Raw genomic sequence first — 26,590 nt, forward strand, 5'->3', positions numbered from 1 at the left:
ATTTTCAAAAAACCTGCCTGATCACGGTTATCAATAAAAGCTATTTCTCAGCCAACTGTCCTTGTGTAAGCTGCATAGCCATTAGTTCCTTAATGGTTTTATTCATTCCATCTGTGCTGCCATCAAGAAAAATCACATTTCCTTCGCCGTATTCTGCAAACTGTTTAATGGCTTCCGTCCACATGGTAAAAAGAATTACAGAGGTATCTAAGTTGGCTTGTTGCATTTCGTGCGCCGCACTACTCATACCTCTTGCCACTTCTTGCCTAAACAAAGCAATGCCTTGTCCACGTAATTGTGCAGCTTCTCGTTCTGCGGTAGCGGCAATTTTTATGGCATTTCCATCTGCTTCGGCACCTTTGGTTTTGGTGATCAACAACGCCTGACCTTCATTTTCTGCAGCCGCCTTTAAGTTATTAGACGCTACAACACGACTCATAGAGCGCATAATCTCTTCGTCAAAGGTAATGTCATTTAGTTGAAGATCTTGCAGGTGATAACCCCATCCATCTAACACCTGATCTATTTGCTCCTTTACGTGCAATACAATTTCGTTGCGTTGCGCTAACACATTTGCTTGTTTTTGCGTAGCCACATAAGCCCTGATAGACCCCTCTATTGTCCTAATCAGCGCCTGCATTAAATTACTTGCATCAACAAACTTAAAGGCAACATTTTTTATTGTTTCTTCCTCTTGGTTGATTACCGAATACAACAACATCGCCTTAAAATACACATTTGCCTGGTCTTGCGTTACTGCCTGAAAAGATAGCTCCACCGATCTGTTTTGTATTGAAATTCGCGAATAAATCTGCTCAATAAGAGGGATTTTCCAGCTCAACCCTGGTTTTAGCATTCGCCTATATTTCCCAAAAACAGTAACCACAGCAATTGTTCCCTGTTTAACAGTTACAAAAGAACTTAAAAAAACTATAAGTATTAATACTAAAACTACATAACCAATATATTCCATATTATTTTTTTTGTTGAAGATAGAAAAAAACCTCCAAATTTATCTCTCCTTTTGTAACTTAGCATTTGCTTAACCCATCCCATGAAAATTATTAAAAACGTTCTACTCGCATCAACATTATTTATTTTTGCCTGCCAAAGCAAAAAGAGCGATGCACCACAGGTCGGTAGTGTTTCCCTACGTACCGTCTTCTTTGATAAAACTGGAATGGATACCACTGTGGCTCCGGGCGATAATTTTTTCTTATATGCTAACGGAAATTGGGTAAAAAACACGGAGATACCTAACACTCAAACAGGGTGGGGCTCATTTTATGTTTTACACGAAGAAAACACTAAAAATCTGAATAAGATTTTGGTAGACGCGTACAGAAGTCATTCTCCAGAAGGAAGTATTGAGCAAAAGGTTGGCGATTTTTATCACAGTGGGATGGACACCACGACCATAGAGAAACTGGGTATTTCGCCTTTGGAGCCACTATTAAACAGAATAGATTCTGCAACCGATGTTAGGGGATTAATGAACTTGATAGCTGACGGCAGCCGCGGACGTTATGACAATCTACTTGGCTTTTCGGTAGATCCCGATGATAAAATGAGCACCCAGAACATTGCCAATTTTTCGCAAGCGGGCATTACCTTGCCGGATCGTAGCTATTATTTAGATAAAGACCAAAAAGCAAAGACCATCAGAGCAGCTTACCTAGCCTATATACAGAAGGTTTTTACCCTTTCAGGAGACTCTCTACATGCAAAGACAGATGCGTCAAAAATTTTAGCTTTAGAAACGAAGATAGCCAAGTCTCACTCCACACCGGTAGAACTTAGAGATCCAGAAAAGAATTATCATAAGTTTTTAGTTTCCGATTTTCAGAAACAAACCCCCAACATCAATTGGACTTCGCTTTTTAAGCAATTAGATATAAATCCAGACAGCATTTTGGTTAGACAACCAAATTATTACAAGACCCTAAGCGCACTAGTCAAAGCAGAACCAATTGCTAACTGGAAGTTAAAACTAAAATTCGATGCGCTAAACGCAGCAGCTTCATCTCTAACCAAAGCCTTTAGAGATGCTCGTTTTGAATTTTTTGGCAAAACGTTAAATGGCCAAAAGGCACCCACCGAACGCTGGAAGTTTACTGTAAATAGCACAGACTCAAACTTGGGAGATTTATTAGGACAATTATATACTGAACAATATTTTAAACCAGAGGCTAAAAAAAGAATGCTTAGCCTGGTTGATAATTTACAAAAAGTCTACGAAGACAGAATTAAAAAGGTGGACTGGATGAGCCCAGAAACCAAAGAAAAAGCGATTGAAAAACTGAATGCATTCGTTAAAAAAATTGGCTTTCCAGATAAATGGAAAAACTTTGATGATGTGTCGACTTCTCCAGACACCTATTATAAAAATATCCAAACGGCAAAAACTCACGCTTTTAATGTGATGATAAATAAGTTAGGTAAACCGGTAGACAAAACCGAATGGGACATGACGCCCCCCACAGTAAATGCTTATTATAATCCTTCTTTTAACGAGATTGTATTTCCTGCAGGAATTTTGCAATTTCCATTTTTCGATTTCAATGCAGACGACGCGATAAACTATGGCGCCATTGGTATGGTAATTGGACACGAAATGACTCACGGTTTCGATGATCAGGGACGGCAATATGATGTTGCCGGCAACCTAAAAGACTGGTGGACTAAAGCCGATGCTGATAAGTTTAAGGCCAAAACAGATAAGGTTGCAGATTTTTACAGTAAATTTTCGCTGCTAGACAACCAACATGTAAACGGTAGATTAACCTTGGGCGAAAATTTAGCAGACATTGGAGGCCTACAAATTGCTTACGATGCGTTTAAACTTACAGAGGAAGGGAAAAGTGGAGACAAAATAAATGGCTTAACACCGGATCAACGCTTCTTTTTAAGCTTTGCCCAAGTTTGGAGGATAAAAACCCGAGAGGAGACCATGCGTGTTCGTTTAAAAACAGATCCTCACAGTCCAGAAATGTTTAGGGTAAATGGACCCGTTTATAATATTGATGCATTTTATAAAGCATTTAATATCCCAAATACTGCTAAAATGTACATTGCTCCTAAAAATAGATTGGGAGTTTGGTAGGGTAAGATTAAGGAACAATGAGAAAGGAGTAATGACTCCGCGGAAACCTGAGGTTTGATGAAGTGTGATTTCTCTCGCGCAGGTTGTAACGTTGAGCCTCCCGAACGGTCGGGACAAGTAGTCGAAACGGGTAATTGAGAAGTCGGACGCCAGAGGTTAAAACTAGCCATCAGACTTAATGAGAAGCGCTTGGCGAGTCACGTAAATTGTTAGGCCGCTCTCGGAAATCAGCTTCAGAAGCATTAACAGATGCTGAAACGAGTTCAGCATGACAGCCGCTGGAAGTAAATCAATCCTGAATTCAAAGAGAGATTAGAACAATAAGGAGCAAGGAATAAAGATTGGGAGTAGAAAACTGAGATTTGAGATCCTCTATCACTAAAAATGCAAACTGAGCAAAACAAAAATGGCATTAAAATTGTCAAAGGTATTATATCAAATAAATTATGAACGTAAAAAGAATTTTCGGGACCATTTTAACCATCTTAGGAATAGTGGGGCTAATTTATGCTGGTTATGGTTTTATGCAACATAGCAATGATACTCGGGGCTTGGTGGTTGCAGGCGTAATAGGGTTGATATTTTTCGTTTCTGGAATAGGATTGATTAGAAATACCAAAGACGAGGCCTAGAGGAACAGGTTTTAGTTTAGTTAGGCGTATTCATCTCGTTTCTAAAATCCGATTGCTGCTGTTCTTTTGACATTGCTTCGTATTTAGCGGTGAATTGAAATCCACCGCTAAACCTTCGTTCAAAACTACGTATATACCAAATAAAGCTGTTAAATTCTGGTTGCTAGAAATCAATCGTGTCTGTGCGAGCTTATATATTGGCAACTGGCTGGGTTTCGACCTAAAACGAATCACTTCTCTAAACATTACAACTTCCCAACTAAACAACTTACCGAAATAACCGACTTCCCGACTAAACCAAAAGCCTACCGCACCACGCTGCCGTCAGCAAATTGATTACTTGGAGAAACGAAAACCAACTTCCCAGTTGAATCTTCCGCCATCAAAATCATTCCTTGCGAAGCTATCCCTTTAATCTCCCTGGGGGCTAAATTAACAACGATGCAAACCTGTTTTCCAATAATTTCATCTGGTTTGTAATGTTCCGCAATCCCTGATACTACGGTTCGCTCATCTAAAGCGGTGTTTACCGTCAGTTTTAGCAACTTCTTTGTCTTCTCTACTTTTTCTGCGGCAACAATCGTGGCAATGCGGATGTCCATTTTAGAAAAATCCTCAAATTGGATGTCCTCCTTTGCAGGAATTACCTCGGCATTTGCTGCGGCATTTTCCAATTTACTATTGTTCAATTTAGTGATTTGGAATTCAATTTCAGCATCCTCAACCTTTTCAAAAAGAAGCGCGGGTTGGCCAAGGGAATGCCCTCTTTTTATTAAATTTACACCACCTGCATCTTCCCAATCGTGACCAGCATTCTTAAGCATTTTCATCAGCTTATCGGCTGTAAACGGCAAAAATGGTTCTATTAAAATTTGTAAATTGGCACAAATTTGGCAAGAAATATTTAATATGGTTCGCACGCGATCCTCATCCGTCTTAATCAACTTCCAAGGTTCTGTTTCTGCCAAATATTTATTTCCTAAACGAGCCACATTCATTACTTCCATCAGCGCCTCTCTAAAACGGTACTGTTCTATTGAGCTCGCAATTTTAGCCGGGTAAGTAGCGAGTTCGTCAATAACTGCGTGATCTACGGGTTCAAGAGCCATACAAGTCGGAACTATTCCATTAAAATATTTATGCGTAAGCACCATAACCCGATTTACAAAATTGCCGAAAATGGCAACCAGCTCATTGTTATTCCTTGCCTGGAAATCTTTCCAAGTAAAATCGTTGTCTTTAGTTTCGGGCGCAGTAGCCGTTAACACATAACGGAGCACATCTTGTTTGCCTTCAAACTCACGCAAATACTCATTCAGCCAAACCGCCCAGTTCTTCGAGGTAGATATTTTCTGGCCTTCTAAGTTTAGAAATTCATTTGCAGGCACATTGTCGGCCAGAATATAATCGCCATGGGCCATTAACATTGCCGGAAAGATAATGCAATGGAAAACAATATTGTCTTTTCCGATAAAGTGTACCAACTTCGTTCCCTCGTCTTTCCAATAGTCTTCCCATTCGAATGCTCCATTCTCCGAATCGCTAATGTAATACTCTTCTGCACGTGGGTTCCAAACACCTAGTTTGCCATAGTTAGAAAGTTCTTTGGTTGCAGAAATGTATCCAATAGGCGCATCAAACCAAACGTATAAAACTTTTCCTGCTGCACCTCTTATCGGCACTCTAATCCCCCAATCTAAGTCGCGGGTCATAGCTCTTGCCTGTAAGCCAGCATTTAACCAACTTTGGCATTGGCCATACACATTTGGCCGCCACTCTTTGTGGCTTTCTATATAAGTGCGCAAGCGGTCCTCGTATTTTTCTAAAGGTAAAAACCAATTGGTAGTTTCCTTTAACACCGGCTTATCGCCAGAAAGCGTAGACCTTGGGTTGATAAGATCTGTTGGATTTAAAGTAGACCCGCAATTTTCGCACTGATCGCCGTAGGCATTTTCGAAACCACAGTTGGGGCATGTGCCCACAATGTATCTATCTGCCAAAAAGGTCTTTGCATTCTCGTCGTAGTATTGCTCCGTTGCCACTTCCGTAAAAACACCCTTTTTATATAACGTTGTAAAAAAACCAGCAGCTGTTTGATGATGCGTTACAGACGAAGTGCGGTGGTAAATGTTAAAGGAAATACCAAATTCTTTAAAAGAATCTCCAATTATTTTATGGTACTTATCTACCACTTCTTGCGGAGTGATGCCTTCCCTTTTAGCTTTCAGTGTAATAGGAACCCCATTTTCGTCGCTTCCGCATACAAACTTTACATCCCTCTTATTGCTTCGCAAATACCTCACATAAATATCTGCAGGAATATAAACTCCGGCCAAATGCCCAATGTGTACTGGCCCGTTAGTATAGGGAAGGGCTGCGGTAACGGTATATCTTTTTACTTTGCTATTATCCAAAACGTTTTTATTAATTTGGCAAAGATAAGAGTTTTTGAATGATGATAAGACAGCCCGAATATTTAAAAAAAGGAGACAAGATTGCCATTGTTTGCCCCGCGAAGAAACTTCCTGCAGCTATACATGTTGCTATTGCCGAGTTAGAAAGTTGGGGTTTAGAAGTGGTGCTGGGAGAAACCATCGGCGCAAGCCATCATCAATTTGCGGGTACCGATTCCCTTCGGGCTTCGGATTTACAACGTTTTTTAGACGCCTCCGATATTAAAGCCATTATGGCCGCCCGCGGCGGTTACGGAACGCTCCGCATTATAGATGAACTGAATTTTGATGCGTTTGAGAAAAGTCCGAAATGGCTGATTGGCTTCAGCGACATTACCGTGCTGCTCTCTCATAGCATAGCAAAACTAAATATGAAATGCTTGCACGCCCAAATGCCTTATACCTTCGAAAAAGCTACTAAAGGCTCGTTAGAATCAATTAGACAAGTTTTGTTTGGCAGTAAATCGAGTTTCGAATACAAAAGCACCGTTAAAAATAGAACAGGAAAAACCGAAGGTTTACTTATTGGTGGAAACCTTTCGATTTTATGTGCCTTACAAGGTTCTGTTTCTGAGATGGACTTTAATGGAAAAATATTATTTTTGGAGGATGTTGGTGAACATGAATACGCCATTGACAGAATGATGAGAATGATGGACAGGGCAGGGAAACTTAAAAATTTAAGTGCACTTATTTTTGGCGCTTTTAATGAGATTCAGCCCGAAAAAATTCCGTTTGGCCAAAGTGCTGAAGAAGTGCTATGGGAAGTAGTTAAAAAATACGACTATCCTGTTTGCTTCAATTTCCCAACTGGGCACATAGACAATAACATAGCTATGGTACTTGGCGAAACGGTAACATTAGAAATTGAACCGAACATTGTAAAATTTAAATACGTATAACATGGCTATTTTAGAAAATTTAGGAAAATACCGCAATACTGGATTGCTGCTTTTACGCATAGGGCTGGGCATTATGTTTATTACCCATGGTTTCCCAAAAATGGCGGGCGGCCCTGCTAGCTGGGAAAAAGTTGGGGGCGCAATGCATGCGGTCGGTGTACACTTTATACCCACTTTTTGGGGCTTTATGGCTGCGTTTGCAGAAACATTTGGCGGGTTCTTAATCCTCGTCGGGCTGTTTTTCCGTCCAGCATGTTTGCTCATTTTAATGACCATGCTGGTGGCTTCAGCCATGAAGTTAAGCCAAGGCGGTGGCATTACACAGGCCTCTCAACCAATAGAAATGGCCATTGTATTCTTTAGCTTGCTACTTATTGGGCCTGGAAAGTATAGTGTGGATAAGAAGTAGGGCCAACTTAGCGCAAAGATAAAAAAGCAAGGATTAGAGGTGGGGAACACATCAAACGTTCTGTACTGAGTTTGAGCGCAATCTCCCTCTGATTGACCTTAACACGATCTGTTTATCCAAATCTAGTTGACAAAGATTATGAATTCTAGCCAAAATTAGGAAAGGGCAATGGTAAAACCGTTGCCCTTTCCTAATCTACTAGAAATCAAATCCTAAAATGGATTTCGAACTATTTTAGGATTTGTATCAATTTCCTTTCGAGGAATTGGAAGCGCAAACAGCTTATCTCCCGCAGGAACGGTTATCTTACTCCAATGCGAACTGCTTGTTCTATTTAATTTTGTTTGGTTCGCTTTACCTCAATTGTAAATGGATTTGACTTATTTAGTCTCGTTTTGTTTTGAGTATAAAATCCGCTTAAAACCGACAAACAAAGCCCCAACGTAATGAATACTTTATGATTTATTTAATAATTAAATCGGGTTAGGAATAATTAAATGGAAATTCTAATGTTATAAATTAGTACTGACCTCCTTGCTTCGAGACTTTAAACGGATAGCATCCGCGCACAATCCTTGCGGAATAACATTAACTGCAAACCAAGTCTCACACTTTTAGGGTAACAATTAGTATTAATACACTATCGCAAAAAAGGATGAAGAGAGTAAGTATGCTAATCTCTTCATCCTTTTATTCTTTGTCCAGATAATAATATAACTATTTATCCCACCAAACAGGAACATCAACAACTATCGAACCTGGAAAATTCGAGTTTGATTGAATCTCACTGTTGGGATATAACAATCTAAGCGGCATTTTACCGGGCGCCAACGTAGATGCAACGGAGGTTACGAAAAAAGTGGGATATCCTGTTCTACGCCACTCACTCCAAGCTTCAAAACCTTGAAAACCGCACATTGCATAGTATTTTTGAGTGATAATGACTTTAACTTTATTCTCAACGGTAGCAGCTGCTGTTAATGCAGTAGCGGCATCACCAGCTGTCGCCGTATACGTAACAGCTTGAGCTTCTGTAAGTCCAGCCGCTGTAAAACTTGCCGTAATTCCTTGGGCAAATAAAGTCGGTAAGCTGCCAGTAGGAGCCCAACCCCGGGCAACCGCCTCCGCCTGTAAAAAATAGCTTTCAGAAGCAGAAATCAATTTTACGGGCGCTGTTGCCGACGCAATATTATTCGCATTCCCACCCACTAAAGGCGAAGGAGGTGAAACTTTTTTTGTTGAGTTTTTACTATAACTTCCCTGAGGGATATAAGCTATGGTATCTGCACCTTTAAGAAGATCATAAAACTTAAACAACCTTGGGTCATTGTTTGCTTTAAATGCTTTTACTATAGTAGCGCTCGCTACAATATTCTGGGTTTTGCCCAGCCCGACGATCTCGTTATAAAGCGGGTTTTCATTGCCACCAACACTAGTATATTTAATAGCAGCATCTTCAGTTAAGAATACAGCATTCGATGCATATAAAGCAGCAATACCAGCTTGTGCTTTTGCCGGATTAACTTTCGACAACCTTAAATAAGCTCTTAATTTCAAAGTATTTGCAAAAGCTTTCCATTTAGAAATATCTCCCTTAAAGATTATGTCCTGCGCTCCGGGAGATGATGCATTGGCTGTATTTAATAAGGCACTACCCTTGTCGATATAATTAAAGATACTATCATACACCAATTCCTGAGCATCATATTTCGGGCTGCCAAACTCATTTCCCTTTAATGCCTCCGATAAAGGTACGTCACCAAAAGCATCTGTCGTTAATTGAAATGCATAAGCTTTTAGAACGTAAGCCATACCTTGTATGTATTGTAGGTTGGCTCCCGGGTCTTTAATAATCAAATCTGCGTTAATTAAAGCGTTACGGTAAAGGATAAGCCAAGGCCTATCAAAATTTGTATTTGTAACTTGGTATTGATCGATAGTCTTATATTGGGAAGACGATGGGCTTTGCGTCCAATATTGTCCCCATATATTGCCATAAATCTGAAAAGAGTTGCCAACAATCTGACCTACTGCAGCTTCAACAGTGGGCAAGAGTAGCGTTGGCGCAGCTTTATCTGGATTATTTGGATTTTGATTTACATCTAAAAATTTCTTGCATCCTGCAAAAGAAACTACCACGATAAGTATCAACGGCAGTAATTTTGAAGGATTTAACATATATTTTGTTTTCATGATGATTTAATATTAAAATGAAACTTTTAAGTTGAAGCCGTAGTTACGTACGGATGGTTGTGCTGTATAGTCAAAACCTTGAACGTTTCCAGCACCTGCGGAATTAACTTCCGGATCAGCATATTTATTTGACTTTGGAGTCCATAAAAACAGGTTGTTTCCGAAAAGCCCGAGGGATGCTGCGCCGAATGGAGTTTTTGATAGTAAGGATTTAGAAAAATCATAAGTGATGCCAAGGTTGCGAAGTTTTATGTAGGAAGCATCTACAATATTTTCGCCTGGATAAAGATTTGGATAATAGTCTTGTTTATTGTAAGTTATATCTGTATTTACCACGCTATTGCCATCCGCATCTAAATAGACTGAATTAGGGAATACAGCTATACGTTCTCCGCCTGTCTCTGCAGAAGTTCCGTTAAAAGCTGTGATATCTTTTGTCCGTGAATAAAACACCCCACCTTGCTTCGTGTCAAATAAGGCATTCAAACTCCAATTTTTAAATTTGACAGTGGTACCTAATGATGCTTGATAATCTGGATTGTAACTGCCCAAATATTCAGCTTTACTAGAAGCTACAGGAAGACCAGATGTTTTGCTAACAATGGTTCTTCCCTGACCATCCTTAGCATTCGCTACGCCATAAAACTCGCCATAAGGTCTCCCTTTTGCAGCTACAACACCCATACCAGAGAACCCACCAAGTGAAATTTGATCTACGCCATCCAACAGGGAAACAACTTTGTTATTGTTTTTAGTAAATGTACCGTATACATCCCAAGTTAAGCCATAGCTTGTTTTAACAGGTGTTCCCTTTAAACTCAATTCAACGCCTCTATTCTGAACTTCTCCAGCATTTATTACGCTAAACCCATATCCCGTAGAGTTAGGAATGGGGATACTTAAAATTTGGTTTTTCGAGTTATTTCTGTAATAAGTGAAGTCTACAGACACTCGGTCTTTAAATAATCCAAGCTCTGTTCCTACTTCAAAAGAGCTCGTTTGCTCGGGTTTGAGGTTTGCGTTGCCAATTGTGGAGCCTGCCATTAACGCCGCCACGTTACCAAAAGGAAAAACTGTACTGCCAAAATTTGCATCAATTGTACCTTTTGTATAAGATGATAATAAGCGGTATGGGTCTGTATCACTACCTACTTGGGCAAAGCTTGCCCTTATCTTTCCATAATTAATAACATTGGATGCAGAAGAATTTTTAAGCAATTCGCTAAAAACAAAAGAGCCACTCACACTTGGATAAAAGAAAGAGTTATTCGCTACCGGCAATGTTGAAGACCAATCATTTCTAGCAGTTGCATCTAAAAATAATATGCTCTTATAACTTAAACTAAGATCTGCATAGATTCCGATTAACCTCCTTTTACTTAAAAAGTCACTTATTACATCTACAGGTCCATTACTATTTGCCAAATTATAATAATCCGGAACAACCAAGCCGCCACTAGAATTTGTACCAGTCAAGTTACTATTCGTAAATCTTTGTCTAATATTGTTTCCTACTAATAAAGATCCCTGAAAATCTTCATTAAATTTATGTGTCGCTGTGATTATTAAATCATGCACAATTTCATTTACGTTGTATTGATCAATTTCGTAAGAACCGTTGCTTGTTACTGGATTATTGGTATAATTTCCCGCCTCGTCAGCTGCGAGATATGAATACTTCGGAGCCAATATCCTTCTTCGGTCAGTATAACTATCCACTCCAAGGCGTTCTGTTATGTTTAACCATTCTAAGGGTTTATAGCCAACGTTAAAGTTGCCCGTTACCCTATCGACATTATCGAAGTTATCGTAATTTTTTAATACCCAGTAAGGGTTTTGGGTATAAGCACCGTAGTATCCATACAAATCATCTCTTTTTACACCATTTGCATCGACGAAGCCATATCCGTAAAATTTGTTGTTAAGATCACTCAATTGAGTCAATGGTATGTCTCTAGGTGTTTGCAACACGTTATCGTAAACGGAAAAATTTCCCTGTCCACCGCCAACTTGATTGCTATTTATTTTAGAGTAATTAAAAGACACTCCGGCGTCAAATTTGTTACTCAACTTTGCAGTACCATTAAAACGAACACCATATTTATTATAGGTATCCTTAGCAGTAGGATAAATTCCATCAGAATTTAAAGAATTTAATGCTAGGTAAAAACTAGTTTTTTCTCCACCACCAGAAATGCTCAAGTTGTTGTTTGAAGCAAAACCGGTCTCAAAAAAATCTCTAATGTTATTCTTAACGGCAGAGTAAGGCTTTGTTAAGCGAACACCGTCAATTTTCTGACCCCATTCTTGTGGTTTTCCTGTAAAAGGAAATCCCCAGCTCCAATTTTCTTGAGGATCATTAAAATAATCTGGCGGATTATTTTTTGATGCGTTATTATATCCCTGCCCATATTCATTTTGAAAATCAGGCAGTTTTAAGATAGACGAAAAAGTATTTGCAGAGTTGAATGTAATTTCTGTTTTACTCTTGCCTTGAGACCCGGTTTTAGTGGTAATAATCAAAGCACCATTAGAAGCTCTAGATCCGTAAAGTGCCGCGGCCGCAGGGCCTTTCAATACCGTAACCGATGCTACATCATTTGGATCAACGTCATTCCCCCTATTACCGAAATCAACACTTGCCAAAGAGGATACGCCTCCAATAACACTAGAGTTATCTATAGGAATACCGTCAATTACAATGAGAGCTTGATTAGAACCTGAAATAGAAGAACCGCCACGAAGTACAATCCTTGATGAACTTCCCGGAGTATTTGAGGTTCCTGTTATATTTACCCCTGCAACCTTGCCAGCCAAAGAGTTAAGAACACTTGGGCTCTCCCCTTCTTTTAATTCATCACTTTTAATACTAGGAGCAGAATAACCCAAGGATCTTTTCTCTCTCGTAACTCCCAAAGCAGTGACTACAACCTCCGTAAGCTGCTTGGCATCAGAAAGAAGGGATACATTTAAACTGGCTTTACCTGCAACCTCAAGTGTTTGAGGCACATAACCAATAAATGAAAATGTTAAAGAATTTTCTGAAGCGGGCACCTGAATAGAGTACATTCCGTTTGCATTGGTTACAGCGCCAATTTTAGTATTTAGCACCCTCACACTTACCCCTGGGATTGGGAGATTATCTTCATTAGAGACAACCTTTCCTGTTACTGTTCTATCTTGAGCCATCGCAGAGCCTGCAACGAACAACAAAACGAACAAACTTTGTAAAAGTCTTTTCATAAAATAAATAAGTTAGTTGATAATATTTGCTCGCAATATAAACCTATTATTTAACATTTTTTAACAGATAAATTAAAAAATGTTAAATTTTAGGAAATCAAGCTTTTTTTTTAACAAAATAGCAAAGAGACACTTGTTATGTTACTTATATGTAAGTAATAAGTTACGGTTTCATTAAGTTTTAGAGCGCAAACCCGGCGTATTTTGAACTGAAAAACCTAGGTTTTAGGGGGAAACCGCTTAAAAGGCAGACGCTTGTAAAAACTATACAAATTTATCGGGGCTTGATAACAAAAAGTCGGCTTTGAAGAAAACGATTTATTTTTCTAATAACTGCAAAAAATAACATTGTTAAAAAGCGTTTTCCCAACTTCCCAGAAATTTCTAAACAAGGGATTAGTACCGAGGTATACAATTTGGCCTCAATCTAAGTCTTGGCTGCCAATAAAAAGTCCAGAATTTAAGCTTTTCCTTACCGCCTTACCTACAACACCCGCCATAAAGCTCGTTGGGTTTATCAGCCCAACATTCCAACCTTCGGCAAATGGCTTGTAGATGAAGTCGTCTGTTTTGAGCCCATAATATGCCTTTCCAATCCCATAGGAGAATGGATGCGTATCGTCTAGGCTAATTTTATAAATGGCGCCTGGAATAGCGTTGTCAAAATTAGACCTGTTTCTACTGGCAAATGCTCCGTAATTTTCTTCCTGATTTATATTCGCGGTAGAATCTACTTTTTTGATGTCGAATCCCTTTTTGCCAACCACGCCCCTTATGGCCGATTCGATTAGAACTAACCTCCCACCTCTTTTAACCCAATCTGTTAAACCATCTTTTATAGTTTCTTTGTAATTGCCGCTGGGTAGAATGAGCGTATTCACTTGCTCGATGTTTAACGAGTTAATGTTCCGAGCTGCAATCACCATGGCTGCAAGTTTAACTCATGCTCTTGGTAAAACCGAACCTCCCCAAAAGCCAGATAAGATACCTCATCACCAAAAACGATGGCAATCTTTGGCGAAACCAATAGAGGATACCCATCAGAACCAAAGTCCTTTCCTTTTTCAACAAAACCAGCGCTAATGTTTTTAAAATACTCATGCTGACCATCTGCGATTTTTAAAATAATTTCTGCCAAGTTTTTATTTAAGCGCTCATTCTCAGCACGCATCACCAACAGGTTTCCAGCCGGATAGTCATTTTTGTCGGCGGTAAAAGGCGCGTCTGGATTCGGCGTGTTCTCGTGCCATCGGGTTTGCATCTGGAGTTTCGCCAACGACGCTGTTAAAAAAATTGACGTATCGATCTCTCCCGTCAGGATTTAAACAGGGATCTATAACCACCACCGTATTTTTAGCCAACCGTTTGCGTCTACATTGGCGCCGCTGCAAAGTGCATATAGCGTTTTCATGGCCGTTTCTGTAGAACTTGCCTCATTGCCATGCACGTTATAGCTTAACCAAACAACTGCAGGCTGCAAATTTAAATCTACATTTGCCCCATTGGCATCTGCAAGCTTTAAGTTCTTATTTCTAATCTCTTCTAAACGCGTAATGTTCTCTTCAGAAGAAATAATGGCTATTAATAATGGTCTGCCTTCGTTGGTTTCTCCATAGTTTATCAGCTTAACTTTTATTGGCGAAGCCGCGGCAATCTGCTTAAAATACGCAATTACTTTTATAATACGGCGTAAAATGACTTCCCAGCGTATAACCCAGAAACTCAGCTGGCGCTAATACTTGGGCACTTACAGAAAGGCTGAGGGCGGTAAGAGCGTTGAGAACGTTGAGAACGACAAGCCAGAAGCAGAAAGCTTTCAGAGGTTTCATAAACTGAAAATTTTACCTAAAGTAGTAAATTTGTGATTTATTCTCGCTAAACCTTAATTTTACCACATATTTGGTATTAATGATAACTACAACAGTCTTATTCGATATTTTTTTACAACACCCAATAGTTTGCACAGATACGCGTAATATTTTGCCCGATAGTATTTTCTTTGCACTAAAAGGCGAGCATTTCGATGCGAATGCCTTTGCGGCAGAAGCTTTAGAAAAAGGCGCGAAATTTTGTGTGATAGATGACAATCGGTTTTCGGAGGTAAAAGGCACACTTCTAGTTCCAAATGCATTGAAAGCACTTCAAGAACTTGCTAGAATGTACCGCCAACACCTAAAAATCCCGGTAATTGGCCTAACTGGAAGCAATGGAAAAACAACTACCAAAGAACTCATACATGCTGTTTTAGCAAAAAAATACAACGCTTTTGCTACGCATGGCAACCTAAATAACCACATTGGCGTGCCACTTTCTATCTTATCCATCAAGCCAGAACACGAAATCGCCGTGATTGAGATGGGCGCGAATCATCAAAAAGAAATAGCGTTTTTAAGTTCGATCGCTATGCCTAGCCACGGAATGATCACTAATATAGGCTTGGCCCATTTAGAAGGTTTTGGTGGGATAGAGGGTGTTAAAAAAGGAAAAGGCGAACTGTTCAGTTATTTAAAAGCGACCAATGGATATGTTTTTTTGAACAGAGACAACGAGGTACTGATGGAGATGGCCGTAACAGCCGGTTTAGAAAAAATTATTTATTATGGTACTGGCGCTGCAAATGCCATAAAAGGCAAGCTTATTTCCTCTGATCCATTTATCGAGGCTGAATGGACAAACCATAGCGAAAATGGACATGCAGCCACCCAACTTACGGGTAGTTATAACTTTGAAAATATTTTGGCTGCCATTTGCATTGGCGACTTTTTTGATTTGAATACGGAAGAAATAAATGCTGGATTATCAAGTTACAGCCCTAAAAACAATAGATCTCAGTTAACCGCTACAGCAACCAATAAAGTTATTTGCGATTTTTACAATGCAAACCCCAGCAGTATGGAAGCTGCCCTCAAAAATTTATCGGTATTGCAGGGTAATAAAAAAGCGGCCATTCTTGGAGATATGTTCGAGCTTGGGGATGATTCTGCCCAACAGCATGAAAAAATTGCGCAGCAAACTATCGACTATGGATTTAAAACTTCGGTTTTTATAGGCGCACGGTTTTTTGTCTTAAAAGACAGATTTAATGCACTGTTTTTTCTGAATGCAACGGAAGCAAAAGACTTTTTAGAAAACGAACCTATTAAAAACTACCTGATATTGCTAAAAGGCTCTCGAAGTATGAAACTGGAAGATTTACTGGAAGCATTGTAAGCCATTCGCTTTGCCAATAACACAACGTGCATGAAGATCTACAGAGAGTTTTCAAACTTTACTAATTTTGTATTCTTTGTGGCCTTTTTGAGCAAAGAATAAAGAGCAAAGAACAACGAAGCTTTGAATTCCCCTAGCGCAGGCGTGTGCTTAATCATACTTATATGATAACTTAGATTGTTCACACGCTGCATGCGTGCGCTAGATCTGATTGCTGACTTTCGCTTTGGGCTTAATGCTTTCGGCTTCAACCTGACCGATCCAGGGGTGCTTTAGTCTTTCAGCTTTAGTCTACTTTACACCTTCCACCCTTTTACTTCGCTTCTTCTACCAAAATGCCAACGTCGGTAACCTCTTTTAAAGGATTGTCGCGCATGTTCTGTTCTATATCGATGCTGTATTTACCATTGTGGGTAAAGCGGTAGTTGGTTACCATGGGCAAGGTATAGTTAAATATATTCCCCGAGCCACTACCTAGCCATTTGCCATCATTTTCTGCCAGTTTATATTGATATCGCTTGGTTATCTTCTTTTTGCCATCAACAAAGTGTGCCAAAATAAAGATGTTTGCATAGCGATAATCAGCAGTGTGCCTTAGTTTGAAATAGATGTTGTAGGCTTTACTATTATCATTAATTTCAAACTGTGCAGACACGTGATTTCTATAGAACCATTGTCTTTTGGGCGTCTCCATTGAAAAATCGACCAGATTGCGTTTACATCCAGTAGATGTAGTGATTAAGCTCCCCAGCAGAAGCCACATCAATACGCATCTATTCTGCAGTAGATGGATTCTGATCCGGGCCATTGTTTTCGTTACGGCGTTTAAAATTCTTTTTCCTATTATTTCTATTCTTGTTTTTTGGGGCGGTTTTGTCGTCTCCCGAAGCCAAACTTGCTGCATCGGCTATTGGATTGGGAGTGCTAGTTGGCAGACCTGAAGGATCAGCTTTTGTCTGGTCTGGCAATCGCTTATTTTTTGGCCTCGGCCGTTTTGGTCGCGCCTCAGTGCTTTGGGTTAGGTTTTCACGCTCATCGCCCTTCACGTTATCCAATTGGTTCGGAGTTCTGTTTTCTCTTTTTCCCCGATCATTCCCTTGCCCGGCTGTCGCATCCTTCTTTCCGCCGGCTTCTTCCACTTCCCCCGCCTTGTTTACTGGGTGTGGTTTCCCTTTCGGACGGCTGTTTCTAGCTTTATTCTTGTTTTTAGAACGGTCGTCTAATCGGGTTAGGCTATCTTGTCCAACTACATTTTCATAATCGTAAGATTTCTCTAAAACCTCTGGGGCTGCAATCACAATTGCCTCCTCTTTAAGGTTAGGCCCCTTTTTGCCTGCTTTGTTGAGGGCTAAAATTTCTTTTACTTTTGCCGCCGTAAGTGGAATCCAATCGTCCTCTCCCTGGTAGCTAAACCACATAATTTTTTTAAAAATGTCTGTTTTTTGATGGCGGGCATAGCCTACAACTGTATCTAAACTATCAACGCGATCAGGAATGTCTTTTAACGCATCTAAATAAGTGTCTAATTCGTAGTTTAAACAACATTTAAGCTTTCCGCATTGTCCTGCTAATTTTAAAGTATTGAGCGACAAATTTTGATACCGAGCCGCAGCAGTAGAAACTGTTTTAAAATTGGTTAACCATGTAGAGCAGCACAACTCTCTGCCACAAGAGCCAATCCCGCCCAAACGGCCTGCTTCTTGGCGCATTCCAATTTGGCGCATTTCTATCCTTACCCGAAACTGTTCGGCCATTTTCTTGATCAGCTCTCTAAAATCTACGCGACCATCTGCCGTGTAATAAAAGGTTGCTTTACTTTTATCTGCCTGATAGTCTACGTCGCTAATTTTCATGGAAAGCCCAAGATCTAAGGCCAATTTACGTCCTCTATGCATTGCTTCCCACTCCAGCTCTTTAGCTGCATTCCATTTTTCCACGTCGGCTTCTGTAGCCTTGCGGTATATTTTTTTGATAACAGCGTCCATCGTAGTTTTTCTGCGCTGCATCTGTACGCGTACCAATTCGCCCGTTAGGGAAACATTGCCCACATCAAACCCGCCAGAAGATCCTTCTACCGCAACTAGTTCACCAATCTCTAAATAGATGTTTTCTTGGTTAACAAAAAACTCTTTTCTAGATCCTTTAAACTTTACCTCTGTGACCAAAAAAGGTCTATAATTTGCTGGCATATCCAAGTTGGATAACCAGTCGTGTACTTCCATCGATCCACATCCAGTGGCACAATTTCCATTACTCTTGCATCCATTGGGGGTGCAACCACCGCCACTAGAACAACTTCCACATCCCATAATTAATTGTATATATATTGAATCCCCACGGGGAGTATTTTAAAATTTATAATTTTTACCAATTGTAAAGATACATCTAAAAAGACAATTTTAGGATTTCCGTTCCTTTCGATATGATAATGAGCTTTTTCTAGTTCGGCAATAACTCCCTCTGCCATGGGCAGAGTAAGCACTTTTTCGCTGAGCTTTTTTGCGGTTTCCAGGCTTAAAGGCGACAGCTTTACCAATTCCTCTGCACCACCCAAGATTAAACAGCATTCTCTCAAAAAATTTATCCCAAATCTTAAAAAATTCTTCTGATTTTCTCTGCCCCATTTTGCAGCTTCGTCGGCAAAATCTATCATAGTAGGCACTTTGTTCATATAAGCATTTCTTAGCCAGTCGGTAAACTTGCCCGAATGATCATTCTGCACATTGGCTACTAGCGCTTTCGCCTCAACCATATTTCCATCGGCCAAAAATGCATAATCTGCTGCCTGCTGAGACATTAGGCCGCCTTCCGCAATTAAATAATCGCTTATCTCTGCCACGGTTAACTTCGGAACTTTTATAATCTGGGTACGAGACAAAATGGTTGTTAAAATTTGCTCTTGATTTTGTGCAACCAAAATAAATAGAGTGTTGGCAGGTGGCTCTTCAATTAACTTTAGGAGCGCGTTGCCCTGCTTGTCTAAATATTCGGGAAGCCACATAATAAGCACCTTCGTTTCTGCCTCGAAAGCTTTGTAGCTTAACTTTTTAATAATGTCGTGGCATTCGGCGATATTTATGTTGGGCTGTTTGTTTGCTGCATCGTTTTTAGAACGCCAAACATCCATGTCGAAATAAACATCGTGCAGTACCATTTTGCGCCATTGATCTATATAAAGCTGTGCGGTTTCTTCCTTTTTCTTAGCGAAAAAAGGATAAGAAAAATGCAGATCGGGATGAATAAGTTTTTGATATTTGGTACAACTGGCACATGCTCCACAACTGTCGTTGGGTTTTTTATCTAAACAATTTATGTATTGTGCATACGCAATTGCCAAGGGCAATGCCCCAGATCCAAGCGGCGAGAGAAACAGCTGTGCATGGCTCATACGGTTTTCTTTTACCGTTTGCAGCAAATGTTGTTTAATTTTTTCTTGTCCGATGATCTCTTTAAATTGCATTGCTGCAAAATAAGAAATAGATGTGAGATTAGCACATTTACGAAAAGGTTATGGGTTATAGGTTGAAGGTTATGGGTAAAAAGCACTAGTTGTATTTTGTTGATCTAGGTTGAGAAGTTTCATGATGTTTCTTCGCTAAATATTATTTCTGTTATTATGTCATTTCCTTTCTGCATGATCTATAATTCCATTAATTTCTGCGAAAAATCTTGCTCGGTTGGCAGTTATCTTTTTGCGTTAGCGATAGAAGTGGAAATCCTTTTATCCCTAAAGCCCCTTTGGGCTTGGGGAAAAGATTGGAACGGAAAGCGCGACCCCTTTTCGGGGTAACGCCCAAATAAAAGAAAGGATACCCTCAGCAAACATTGTTTTAATGGGTTGTTTTAATTTTCAATGTCGTTTCGAAAAGTTTGAACATCCTTTTATACTCATCTGTCCAGCTACTTGGCTGTACAAAACCATGACTTTCTACCGGATAAACGGCAAGGTTCCAATTGTTTTTTCCAAGTTCTATAAACCGTTGGGTCAAATGTACAATGTCTTGAAAATGAACGTTTACATCTACCATGCCGTGTGCCATAAGGAGGTTGCCTTTTAGTTGATCTGCAAAGTAAATCGGCGAGCTACGCCTGTAGGCAATCGGGTCGTTATAAGGCTCATTTAAAATATTAGACGTATAGCCGTGGTTGTAATTTGCCCAATCTGTAACCGAGCGCAAAGCCGCACCGCTAGTAAAGGTTGTGTTTTCTTTAAACATGGCCATAAGTGTAATAAACCCGCCATAAGAACCGCCATACAAACCCACATGGGCCGGATTTACTCCATAATTTTCTACGAGATATTTAACGCCGTCTACTTGATCTGTTAAATCTTTGCCGCCCATGTGCCGATAAATACCTGTTCTAAAATCTCTACCATAACCAGCGCTGCCTGTATAATCTATGTCTATTACCGTGTAACCATTATCTGCCAACAGGTTGTTAAACATGTATTCTCTAAAATAATCGCTCCAGCCAAAATGCACATTTTGCAGGTAACCTGCGCCGTGTACAAATACAACTGCCGGATGGCTTTTATCGGCCACGGTCGGCTTGTATACGCGGGCATAAACGGCTTTACCGTAGCGATTTTTAAAGGTAATCATATTGGGCTTTCGCCATGAATACGAATTAAACTCAACTGATGTAGATTGTGTAATTTTTTTAGCCTTGGCTGTTGGGTTGTTGGGCTGAAGATATAACTCCCAAGGGGTGTTCATGTAAGAATGGTTTATCGCCAAAGTTTTTTCATCTGGCGATAAAGTGATCCGGTTTAAACCGTCCAGGTTCGTCAGTTGAACAATATCGCCACCATTGCTGCGTATTTTAAAAAAATTGGTTATGCCCGGATGGGCCTTGTTTGCGGTAAAATAAAAATCTTTCTTGTCTTTAGATAATTGTAAGGTTTGAACCTCCCAGTTACCGCTTGTTAACTGTTTTTTATCTCCCGTGGCAACATTCGCCACATATAGATGTGAATAACCGGTAGCTTCGCTTTGATAGTAAAACCTGGCGTTGTCTATCCAGCCAACATTGCCTTCGTCATAACCATCAATTCCAGGCCCACCAATCCAAGCTTCATCTCGCTGCCTATCTATGGTACTAAATTTTCCGGTTTCGATGTTTAGTTTTAAAATCCACCGGTCTTTATTATCTGACGATGTTGCAACTACCACCGCAGTCGTTGCATTGTCATTCCACATTACCGAAGAAATGTTTACAGATCTATCGGCATTCTTCTTCTTTAAAGAATCTAAGGCCTTAGGATAATCCTTTAAGTAATCGGGTAAATCCTTGATGCCTGTAATGCTGGCAGTTTGCATGGCGTAAACCGAATCTCTACCAATATCGAAAATATAACTTTGGGAGGTACTGAGCTGCTCGCCAACCTTGGTTCTGCCGCTAATGTCTTCTGTATACCCGCTTTTGGTAACATAATTGGGCACAATGGTATTCCGATTGCCACCTGCAAACGTTGTTAATTTATAGGTGATGTATTTTCCGTTTGGACTTATGGTTATGTCGCTTAAATATTTCTTATTGGTATAAATTTCGTGAAGCGGCTTTCGCAAGTCGCTTTTTGCTTTCTCCTTGGCCGCCTTTGCCTCCTCGGCATTTTTTTTCTTGATTACATCGAACAAATCCGTCTGCTCTTTTTTTAGCCACTGATCTTGTTGGGATAATTCCTTATCTTTTTTTACAGGTTTATCTTCATTTATGAAATTACTGAGTTGCTTAATTTCGGCAGTCTTTGTATTAACCTCGAATAGATTTTTGTCTTTTTCGAAAACTACATCACCATTAATTAAAAAAACGGGATTGCTTTCTCTTTCTAACGTGTTGGTTAAACGTGTTATTTTATTGTGTTTTATTTCTTTCAGATAAATGTCGCCCTTCTTTTCTAACAGCCCGAAAGTGCCAGAGGTGTTTAGGGAATAAGGTTCTGCATCGGCGATTTCATTTTCAGTTTCCTTGGCTTTGGCGATTTTTTCTGTCTTTTGGGAAACTTCGTAAAGCGCCGTTTTATCTTTGTTTTCGGGATTCCAGTCGAAATAAAGCGTTTTGCTGTCTTGGCTCCATCGATAGTTAGACGGCGCAACACCCATCCATTTTGGATCCCGCATAATTTTTTCGACAGTTAATGGAGCCAATTGTGCGGAACAATACTGCGCCATAAAAAGAAAAATGGCGGGTAAAAAATATTTCATGCTCGGTTTGGTTTAAGCAGGCAATTTAGGTAAAGTAAAGGCTTTTTTAACTGCGACCTAAAGTGTTAGGAATGAAATATCTGGGATAATGGTCTGGAGCTGGCTTAACAGAAGAAACAACGCCTTTGTTTAATCTTCTAAGCAATGCCTACTTTCCTCCCAACAGTTTCTTAGCAGAGTTAGCACTTACAACATTCTTTCCGGTTTTTTCTTCAATTTCCTTACGTGTATTCCCAGCAATAGTTCCTCCTTGATTGGCTATTTTTTGATTATCGGCAAAGGTAGTTGGCTTTTTTCCTTTGCTTATTTCTGTTGTCGTCGCTTCGGCTAACAATATTTAACACCAACTCCAGGTTTGTCATATTATCACGTAGATTTTCTTTCTTAAGCCCCTTGTAATTCTTATATGCTTTTACCGAAAAACCGCTCCAGGCTTTGGTTATTTCATCGGTAAGTATTGCATATTCTAATCCTTTCTTTACGCCTCTTTCATCCCACTCATCGGTTAAATCTTTTCGTACTTCTATGCTTTTTAACCTTTGGTTGACCCATTCTTTGCTGTATCCTTTTTTTAAATAGGTCTCCATTAAACGGTCTATTCCCAATTCTGGGTCTTCAATTTCATCAATTCGCTCCCTTGCTACTTTTGCAATCCATAGTTTAAAAGGTTCAGCGTTTGGAGAAGGGACCGATTGGATTAATCTAAACAACTGTTCTGTATCTGCGACGTCTGTTAGCCGCATTTTTCCATCTTCGGCTAACAATTTCAACCGGTTACAATTTGTAACCGTTTCATTTCCTTCTTTAAGCAATCTGCTTTTAAGTACCTTCCAGTAGTTTCTTGCCAACTGAAAGCTCTCTTTATCCGTAAGAATTGCTATAACATCTACAACTGAAAAATACCATTTTTCTGCCTCATTATCCCAATGGGTTCTAACTTGCTTTTGTTGAAACAACTTGATGGCGTCTTCCTTTTTCATAGCTTTAAATCTAACCACCTATTTGGGCGGTTCTGAATCATAAAAATGTTAAATTGGTGGTAGATGCAATTTAAGATTTCTTTAACCAACTTTCAATTATAAAAACATTATGCTAAATTTATTCATCAAAATAGACCACCACGTCTGAGAAAAAACAAAAATCGCTTTCTTTGGATTTTTTAAAGGTTTTAACAGTCGTAGCTATGATTTTGGTAAACAACGCGGCAGCTGCGGCACATTTATGCTCCTTAAAACATTCTGAGTGGCATGACTGCACACCAACAGATATGATATTTCCATTTTGCTATTGGATCGTCGATGTGCAAAACTATAAACGATTTACCACGCCATTTGTAATTTATGGAATTAATGCAATTACTGTTTTTTTCCTTGCGGGATTAATGCCATGATTGTTGGGCTTTTTTACCATTACCAGGCCCGATGGAGTTAAGGTTACCATTTTAACCCGACTTTACGAACTCGCTTATTAGCCTTATATTTCGCCTATAAACGCGTCGCTGGCCTGGGCTACAAGTTATGTGTTAGGGTTTTATGTATTGCTTTGGATTATGTATAAAAAGAATATCGTTATTAAGGATTAAGACAAAATCAAAATCTACTCCGTCTCTATTCCTACAGGTCCAGAGGGCTCACTTTCGTTTTTTAATCTGTCTAAAGCGGTAACAAGGTAACTGTACCTATGGTTCGGTTTTACGTTTGTATCTAGAAAAAAGGGATAATCTTCAAAACTAATTTTCATGATGTTTTTTGGATTTAAAATCGATATTTCTTCTCCTTCTTCAAATCTGTAAACCACAAAGCCCGATGCCGTTTCTCCATCTCTAGCGCGCTCTGGCATTTTCCATTTTAGGCTAACCCCCAACTTGGTTGCCTCTGCCATTAATTCTTTGGGTTTATTTGGCGGAACACTATCTAGCCATGGCATTTGGGGCGGCAAAGCCGGATATTTATAAAAATCGTTCTTTAACGAATCGCTTAGGCCACGGGCAACCGTACTTAACGATTTTGATGAGAAAAATACGCTGCCTTGTATCCGGTTATTTTTTCTTAGATACCTTATCTGGTTTGGAATTTCTTTTGGATTTCTCCAGGCGGCCTCGGCCCTGCTGTTTACCAAATATGCAGCCATCCCCACGTATACATGTCGCCCGTAACTGTTGTTTGCCCACCAATCTACCAACGTTGCAAACGGTGCAACCCTGCGAGTAAAAGTAAAATAGACTTGAGGATTGATGTAATCTACCCATCCTTCCTTAATCCATTTTCTGCTATCGGCATAAAGTTCACCATAGTTGGAAAGGCCGTCGCTGGCAGATCCTTCTGGATCTTCGTAATTGTTGCGCCAAATGCCAAATGGGCTTATTCCAAACTTAACAAAGTTTTTGTAGTGGTGAATGCTATCGTCTAATTGCTTAATGAGCAGGTCTACATTATTTCTACGCCAATCATTTATACTTTTAAAGTCGCCGCCGTATTTGCTAAACGTTGCGGCATCGTTAATACGTTGCCCGGCAATGGGATAAGGGTAAAAATAATCGTCGAAATGCACCCCATCTATGTTATATTGTTTTACCACATCTAAAATTACCTGCACAATGTATTCCCTTACCTCTGGAATACCAGGATCAAACTGCTTTTTACCACCGTAGGTAAAAAACCATTCTGGATGAATTTGAGTGGCGTGGTCTTTTGCAAAAACAGTATTTGCACTCATGCTTGCCCTGTACGGATTAAACCACGCGTGGAGCTCCATGCCTCTAGCGTGCGCCTCTTTAATGGCAAACTCTAACGGGTCATAACCAGGAGACGGTGCCAAACCCTGTTTCCCCATAAGCCAATAGCTCCACGGCTCTCTAGATTTTGCATAAAAAGCATCGGCCGCAGGCCTAATTTGCAAAATAATGGCATTCATACCCTCTGCCTTATGCCGATCTAAAATTGCGATTAATTCTTGTTTTTGCTGATCTGTGCTCAACCCAGGTTTAGAAGGCCAATCTATATTTGCCACAGTTGCAACCCACACACCTCTAAATTCTCTTTTTGGTGCTAAATTTGTGGGTAATTGTGCTGATACATTAAAAATGTAAATAAAAGATATTAAAAGGGCGATTGTAACGGTTTTAAGCATTTTAAGAATCTATTTTTTTACTCAGTCTTCGTCTCTCTAAGTAATCTGGATACTGAAAATTAAACGATTTTTTTTAAAAAGTCTTATAAATTTTAATAAATAGTTTAAATTTCCGCTCAAAGTTATCCTTTATAAATCCAAAAGAAATATTTGGAGTAACTTTTATTAAAAAAACCAAATTTTGGCACCACATGGAAGCTAGCGATTTAAGCAGGGGAAATAAAAATAAAATCTATTTTTTAATTATAGTAATTGCCGGTTTGTTGGGAACAATCGGTTATCTGTTTTTTAAAAATAAGCAGCAAACGGAACAGGTTAACAGCAGCAGTATAGAAAAAGACGACCTAAAGTTAGAAGTGGAAAAGATTGAGGTGGAGTTGGATCGGGTAAACTTGCTGAATATTACGCTTAATCAAGATTTAATTACTGAACAAAAAACTGCCAGAGATAAAATAGACCAATTAAAACTTGCCCTTAGAAAAAGCTCGATCACAAAAATAGAACTAGATCAAGCATACCTACAAATTGCGAGATTGAAAACCTTTATAAAAGGCTACAGTAACCAAATTGCAAAATTACAGAAAGACACGGTTTATTTAAAAAACAGTAGAGACAGCCTTAAAAACAGAGTAAAATCTATTACCAGACAGGTTTCTGATTTAGAAACAGAGAACCAATCGCTTGCCCAAAAGGTTAAATCAGCTTCGCTGCTAAGCATAAAAAGTATAGATGTTGTGGCATTTAAAACAAAATCTAACGGAAAAAAGGTAGAGGTTACCAGGGCTTCTACAGCACAAAAACTTAGCATTAGATTCAACATCGTACCGAACGACTTAGCAGAAAAAACACGTTATAACATATTTTTAAGGGTTTTTGATCCTGTAGGAAATTTATTGGCAGATGATAACAATAGGTTCGAAGCAGACGGCCAAGAAATGCAATACAGCCATTCTATCTTTATCGATTATAATAATGACAACAGTACTTATTTAATCGACTGGACAAACCCTCAACCTTTTATAAAAGGTGAGTATACGGTAATTTTGTACACCCGCGGCAAGACCCTAGGAAAAGCACAAATAACCTTAAAATAAAACGATTGTTGCCTAA

General features: G+C 39.5%; 20 protein-coding genes. 7 read left to right on the forward strand and 13 right to left on the reverse strand.

Features of this window, described 5'->3' with window-relative positions:
- Window positions 1-40: 40 nt before the first annotated feature.
- Window positions 41-973 (reverse strand): SPFH domain-containing protein, encoded by a 933-nt coding sequence (locus ABIB40_RS04730; RefSeq protein ID WP_354356511.1) that lies wholly within the window; start codon window positions 971-973, stop codon window positions 41-43.
- An 81-nt stretch (window positions 974-1,054) separates the two neighbouring features.
- On the opposite strand from ABIB40_RS04730, the gene ABIB40_RS04735 reads away from it, so the two are divergent.
- A complete protein-coding gene (locus ABIB40_RS04735; protein WP_354356513.1) occupies window positions 1,055-3,103 on the forward strand; it encodes a M13 family metallopeptidase in 2,049 nt (682 codons plus the stop codon).
- Between the two features lie 446 nt (window positions 3,104-3,549).
- The gene (locus ABIB40_RS04740) at window positions 3,550-3,735 is read left to right on the forward strand and encodes a hypothetical protein (protein ID WP_354356515.1); all 186 of its coding nucleotides are present in this window, start codon (window positions 3,550-3,552) and stop codon (window positions 3,733-3,735) included.
- Between the two features lie 305 nt (window positions 3,736-4,040).
- On the opposite strand, the gene metG is transcribed toward ABIB40_RS04740, so the two are convergent.
- Window positions 4,041-6,149 (reverse strand): methionine--tRNA ligase, encoded by a 2,109-nt coding sequence (gene metG, locus ABIB40_RS04745; protein ID WP_354356517.1) that lies wholly within the window; start codon window positions 6,147-6,149, stop codon window positions 4,041-4,043.
- Between the two features lie 38 nt (window positions 6,150-6,187).
- On the opposite strand from metG, the gene ABIB40_RS04750 reads away from it, so the two are divergent.
- Both ABIB40_RS04750 and ABIB40_RS04755 read left to right on the forward strand, forming a co-directional pair.
- Window positions 6,188-7,090, forward strand: coding sequence for a S66 peptidase family protein (locus ABIB40_RS04750; RefSeq protein ID WP_354356519.1), 903 nt, complete (start codon window positions 6,188-6,190; stop codon window positions 7,088-7,090).
- A gap of 1 nt (window position 7,091) precedes the next feature.
- Complete coding sequence (locus tag ABIB40_RS04755) at window positions 7,092-7,499, forward strand: DoxX family protein (RefSeq protein WP_354356521.1); 408 nt, start codon at window positions 7,092-7,094, stop codon at window positions 7,497-7,499.
- A 717-nt stretch (window positions 7,500-8,216) separates the two neighbouring features.
- On the opposite strand, the gene ABIB40_RS04760 is transcribed toward ABIB40_RS04755, so the two are convergent.
- The 5 genes from ABIB40_RS04760 to ABIB40_RS04780 form a co-directional block, all read right to left on the reverse strand.
- Window positions 8,217-9,692 (reverse strand): SusD/RagB family nutrient-binding outer membrane lipoprotein, encoded by a 1,476-nt coding sequence (locus ABIB40_RS04760; RefSeq protein ID WP_354356523.1) that lies wholly within the window; start codon window positions 9,690-9,692, stop codon window positions 8,217-8,219.
- Between the two features lie 12 nt (window positions 9,693-9,704).
- Window positions 9,705-12,935: a SusC/RagA family TonB-linked outer membrane protein gene (locus tag ABIB40_RS04765; RefSeq protein ID WP_354356525.1), complete on the reverse strand. Its 3,231-nt coding sequence runs from the start codon at window positions 12,933-12,935 to the stop codon at window positions 9,705-9,707.
- Between the two features lie 422 nt (window positions 12,936-13,357).
- Window positions 13,358-13,861, reverse strand: coding sequence for a hypothetical protein (locus ABIB40_RS04770; protein WP_354356527.1), 504 nt, complete (start codon window positions 13,859-13,861; stop codon window positions 13,358-13,360).
- A complete protein-coding gene (locus ABIB40_RS04775; protein WP_354356529.1) occupies window positions 13,855-14,211 on the reverse strand; it encodes a hypothetical protein in 357 nt (118 codons plus the stop codon). Before ABIB40_RS04775 ends, ABIB40_RS04770 begins: the two co-directional genes overlap by 7 nt.
- Window positions 14,212-14,268: 57 nt before the next feature.
- Entirely contained in the window at window positions 14,269-14,661 is a 393-nt protein-coding gene (locus ABIB40_RS04780; RefSeq protein ID WP_354357032.1) for a M14 family zinc carboxypeptidase, read from the reverse strand.
- Window positions 14,662-14,843: 182 nt separating this feature from the next.
- Here ABIB40_RS04780 and ABIB40_RS04785 point away from each other — a divergent pair, with 182 nt between their 5' ends.
- Window positions 14,844-16,145, forward strand: a complete 1,302-nt coding sequence (locus tag ABIB40_RS04785) for a UDP-N-acetylmuramoyl-tripeptide--D-alanyl-D-alanine ligase (RefSeq protein ID WP_354356531.1) — start codon at window positions 14,844-14,846, stop codon at window positions 16,143-16,145.
- A gap of 313 nt (window positions 16,146-16,458) precedes the next feature.
- Here ABIB40_RS04785 and ABIB40_RS04790 read toward each other — a convergent pair whose 3' ends face one another.
- The 5 genes from ABIB40_RS04790 to ABIB40_RS04810 form a co-directional block, all read right to left on the reverse strand.
- The gene (locus ABIB40_RS04790; protein ID WP_354356533.1) at window positions 16,459-16,953 is read right to left on the reverse strand and encodes a gliding motility lipoprotein GldH; all 495 of its coding nucleotides are present in this window, start codon (window positions 16,951-16,953) and stop codon (window positions 16,459-16,461) included.
- Complete coding sequence (locus ABIB40_RS04795; RefSeq protein WP_354356535.1) at window positions 16,919-18,454, reverse strand: PSP1 domain-containing protein; 1,536 nt, start codon at window positions 18,452-18,454, stop codon at window positions 16,919-16,921. The genes ABIB40_RS04790 and ABIB40_RS04795 overlap by 35 nt, the downstream gene beginning before the upstream one ends.
- A gap of 2 nt (window positions 18,455-18,456) precedes the next feature.
- The gene (locus tag ABIB40_RS04800; protein ID WP_354356537.1) at window positions 18,457-19,605 is read right to left on the reverse strand and encodes a DNA polymerase III subunit; all 1,149 of its coding nucleotides are present in this window, start codon (window positions 19,603-19,605) and stop codon (window positions 18,457-18,459) included.
- A 370-nt stretch (window positions 19,606-19,975) separates the two neighbouring features.
- Window positions 19,976-22,351 carry a S9 family peptidase gene (locus tag ABIB40_RS04805; protein ID WP_354356539.1) on the reverse strand — a complete coding sequence of 792 codons (2,376 nt, stop codon included), beginning with the start codon at window positions 22,349-22,351 and terminating at the stop codon, window positions 19,976-19,978.
- A gap of 269 nt (window positions 22,352-22,620) precedes the next feature.
- On the reverse strand, window positions 22,621-23,331 hold the full coding sequence (locus tag ABIB40_RS04810) for a BRO-N domain-containing protein (protein WP_354356541.1): 711 nt from the start codon (window positions 23,329-23,331) through the stop codon (window positions 22,621-22,623).
- A gap of 203 nt (window positions 23,332-23,534) precedes the next feature.
- On the opposite strand from ABIB40_RS04810, the gene ABIB40_RS04815 reads away from it, so the two are divergent.
- A complete protein-coding gene (locus ABIB40_RS04815; RefSeq protein ID WP_354356543.1) occupies window positions 23,535-23,741 on the forward strand; it encodes a hypothetical protein in 207 nt (68 codons plus the stop codon).
- A 206-nt stretch (window positions 23,742-23,947) separates the two neighbouring features.
- On the opposite strand, the gene ABIB40_RS04820 is transcribed toward ABIB40_RS04815, so the two are convergent.
- A complete protein-coding gene (locus tag ABIB40_RS04820) occupies window positions 23,948-25,480 on the reverse strand; it encodes a glycoside hydrolase family 10-like protein (RefSeq protein WP_354356545.1) in 1,533 nt (510 codons plus the stop codon).
- Window positions 25,481-25,671: 191 nt separating this feature from the next.
- Here ABIB40_RS04820 and ABIB40_RS04825 point away from each other — a divergent pair, with 191 nt between their 5' ends.
- A complete protein-coding gene (locus ABIB40_RS04825) occupies window positions 25,672-26,574 on the forward strand; it encodes a DUF8428 domain-containing protein (protein WP_354356547.1) in 903 nt (300 codons plus the stop codon).
- Window positions 26,575-26,590 lie beyond the last annotated feature (16 nt).

Origin of the sequence: Pedobacter sp. UYP30 (assembly GCF_040547165.1) — a bacterium.
GTDB lineage: Bacteria > Bacteroidota > Bacteroidia > Sphingobacteriales > Sphingobacteriaceae > Pedobacter.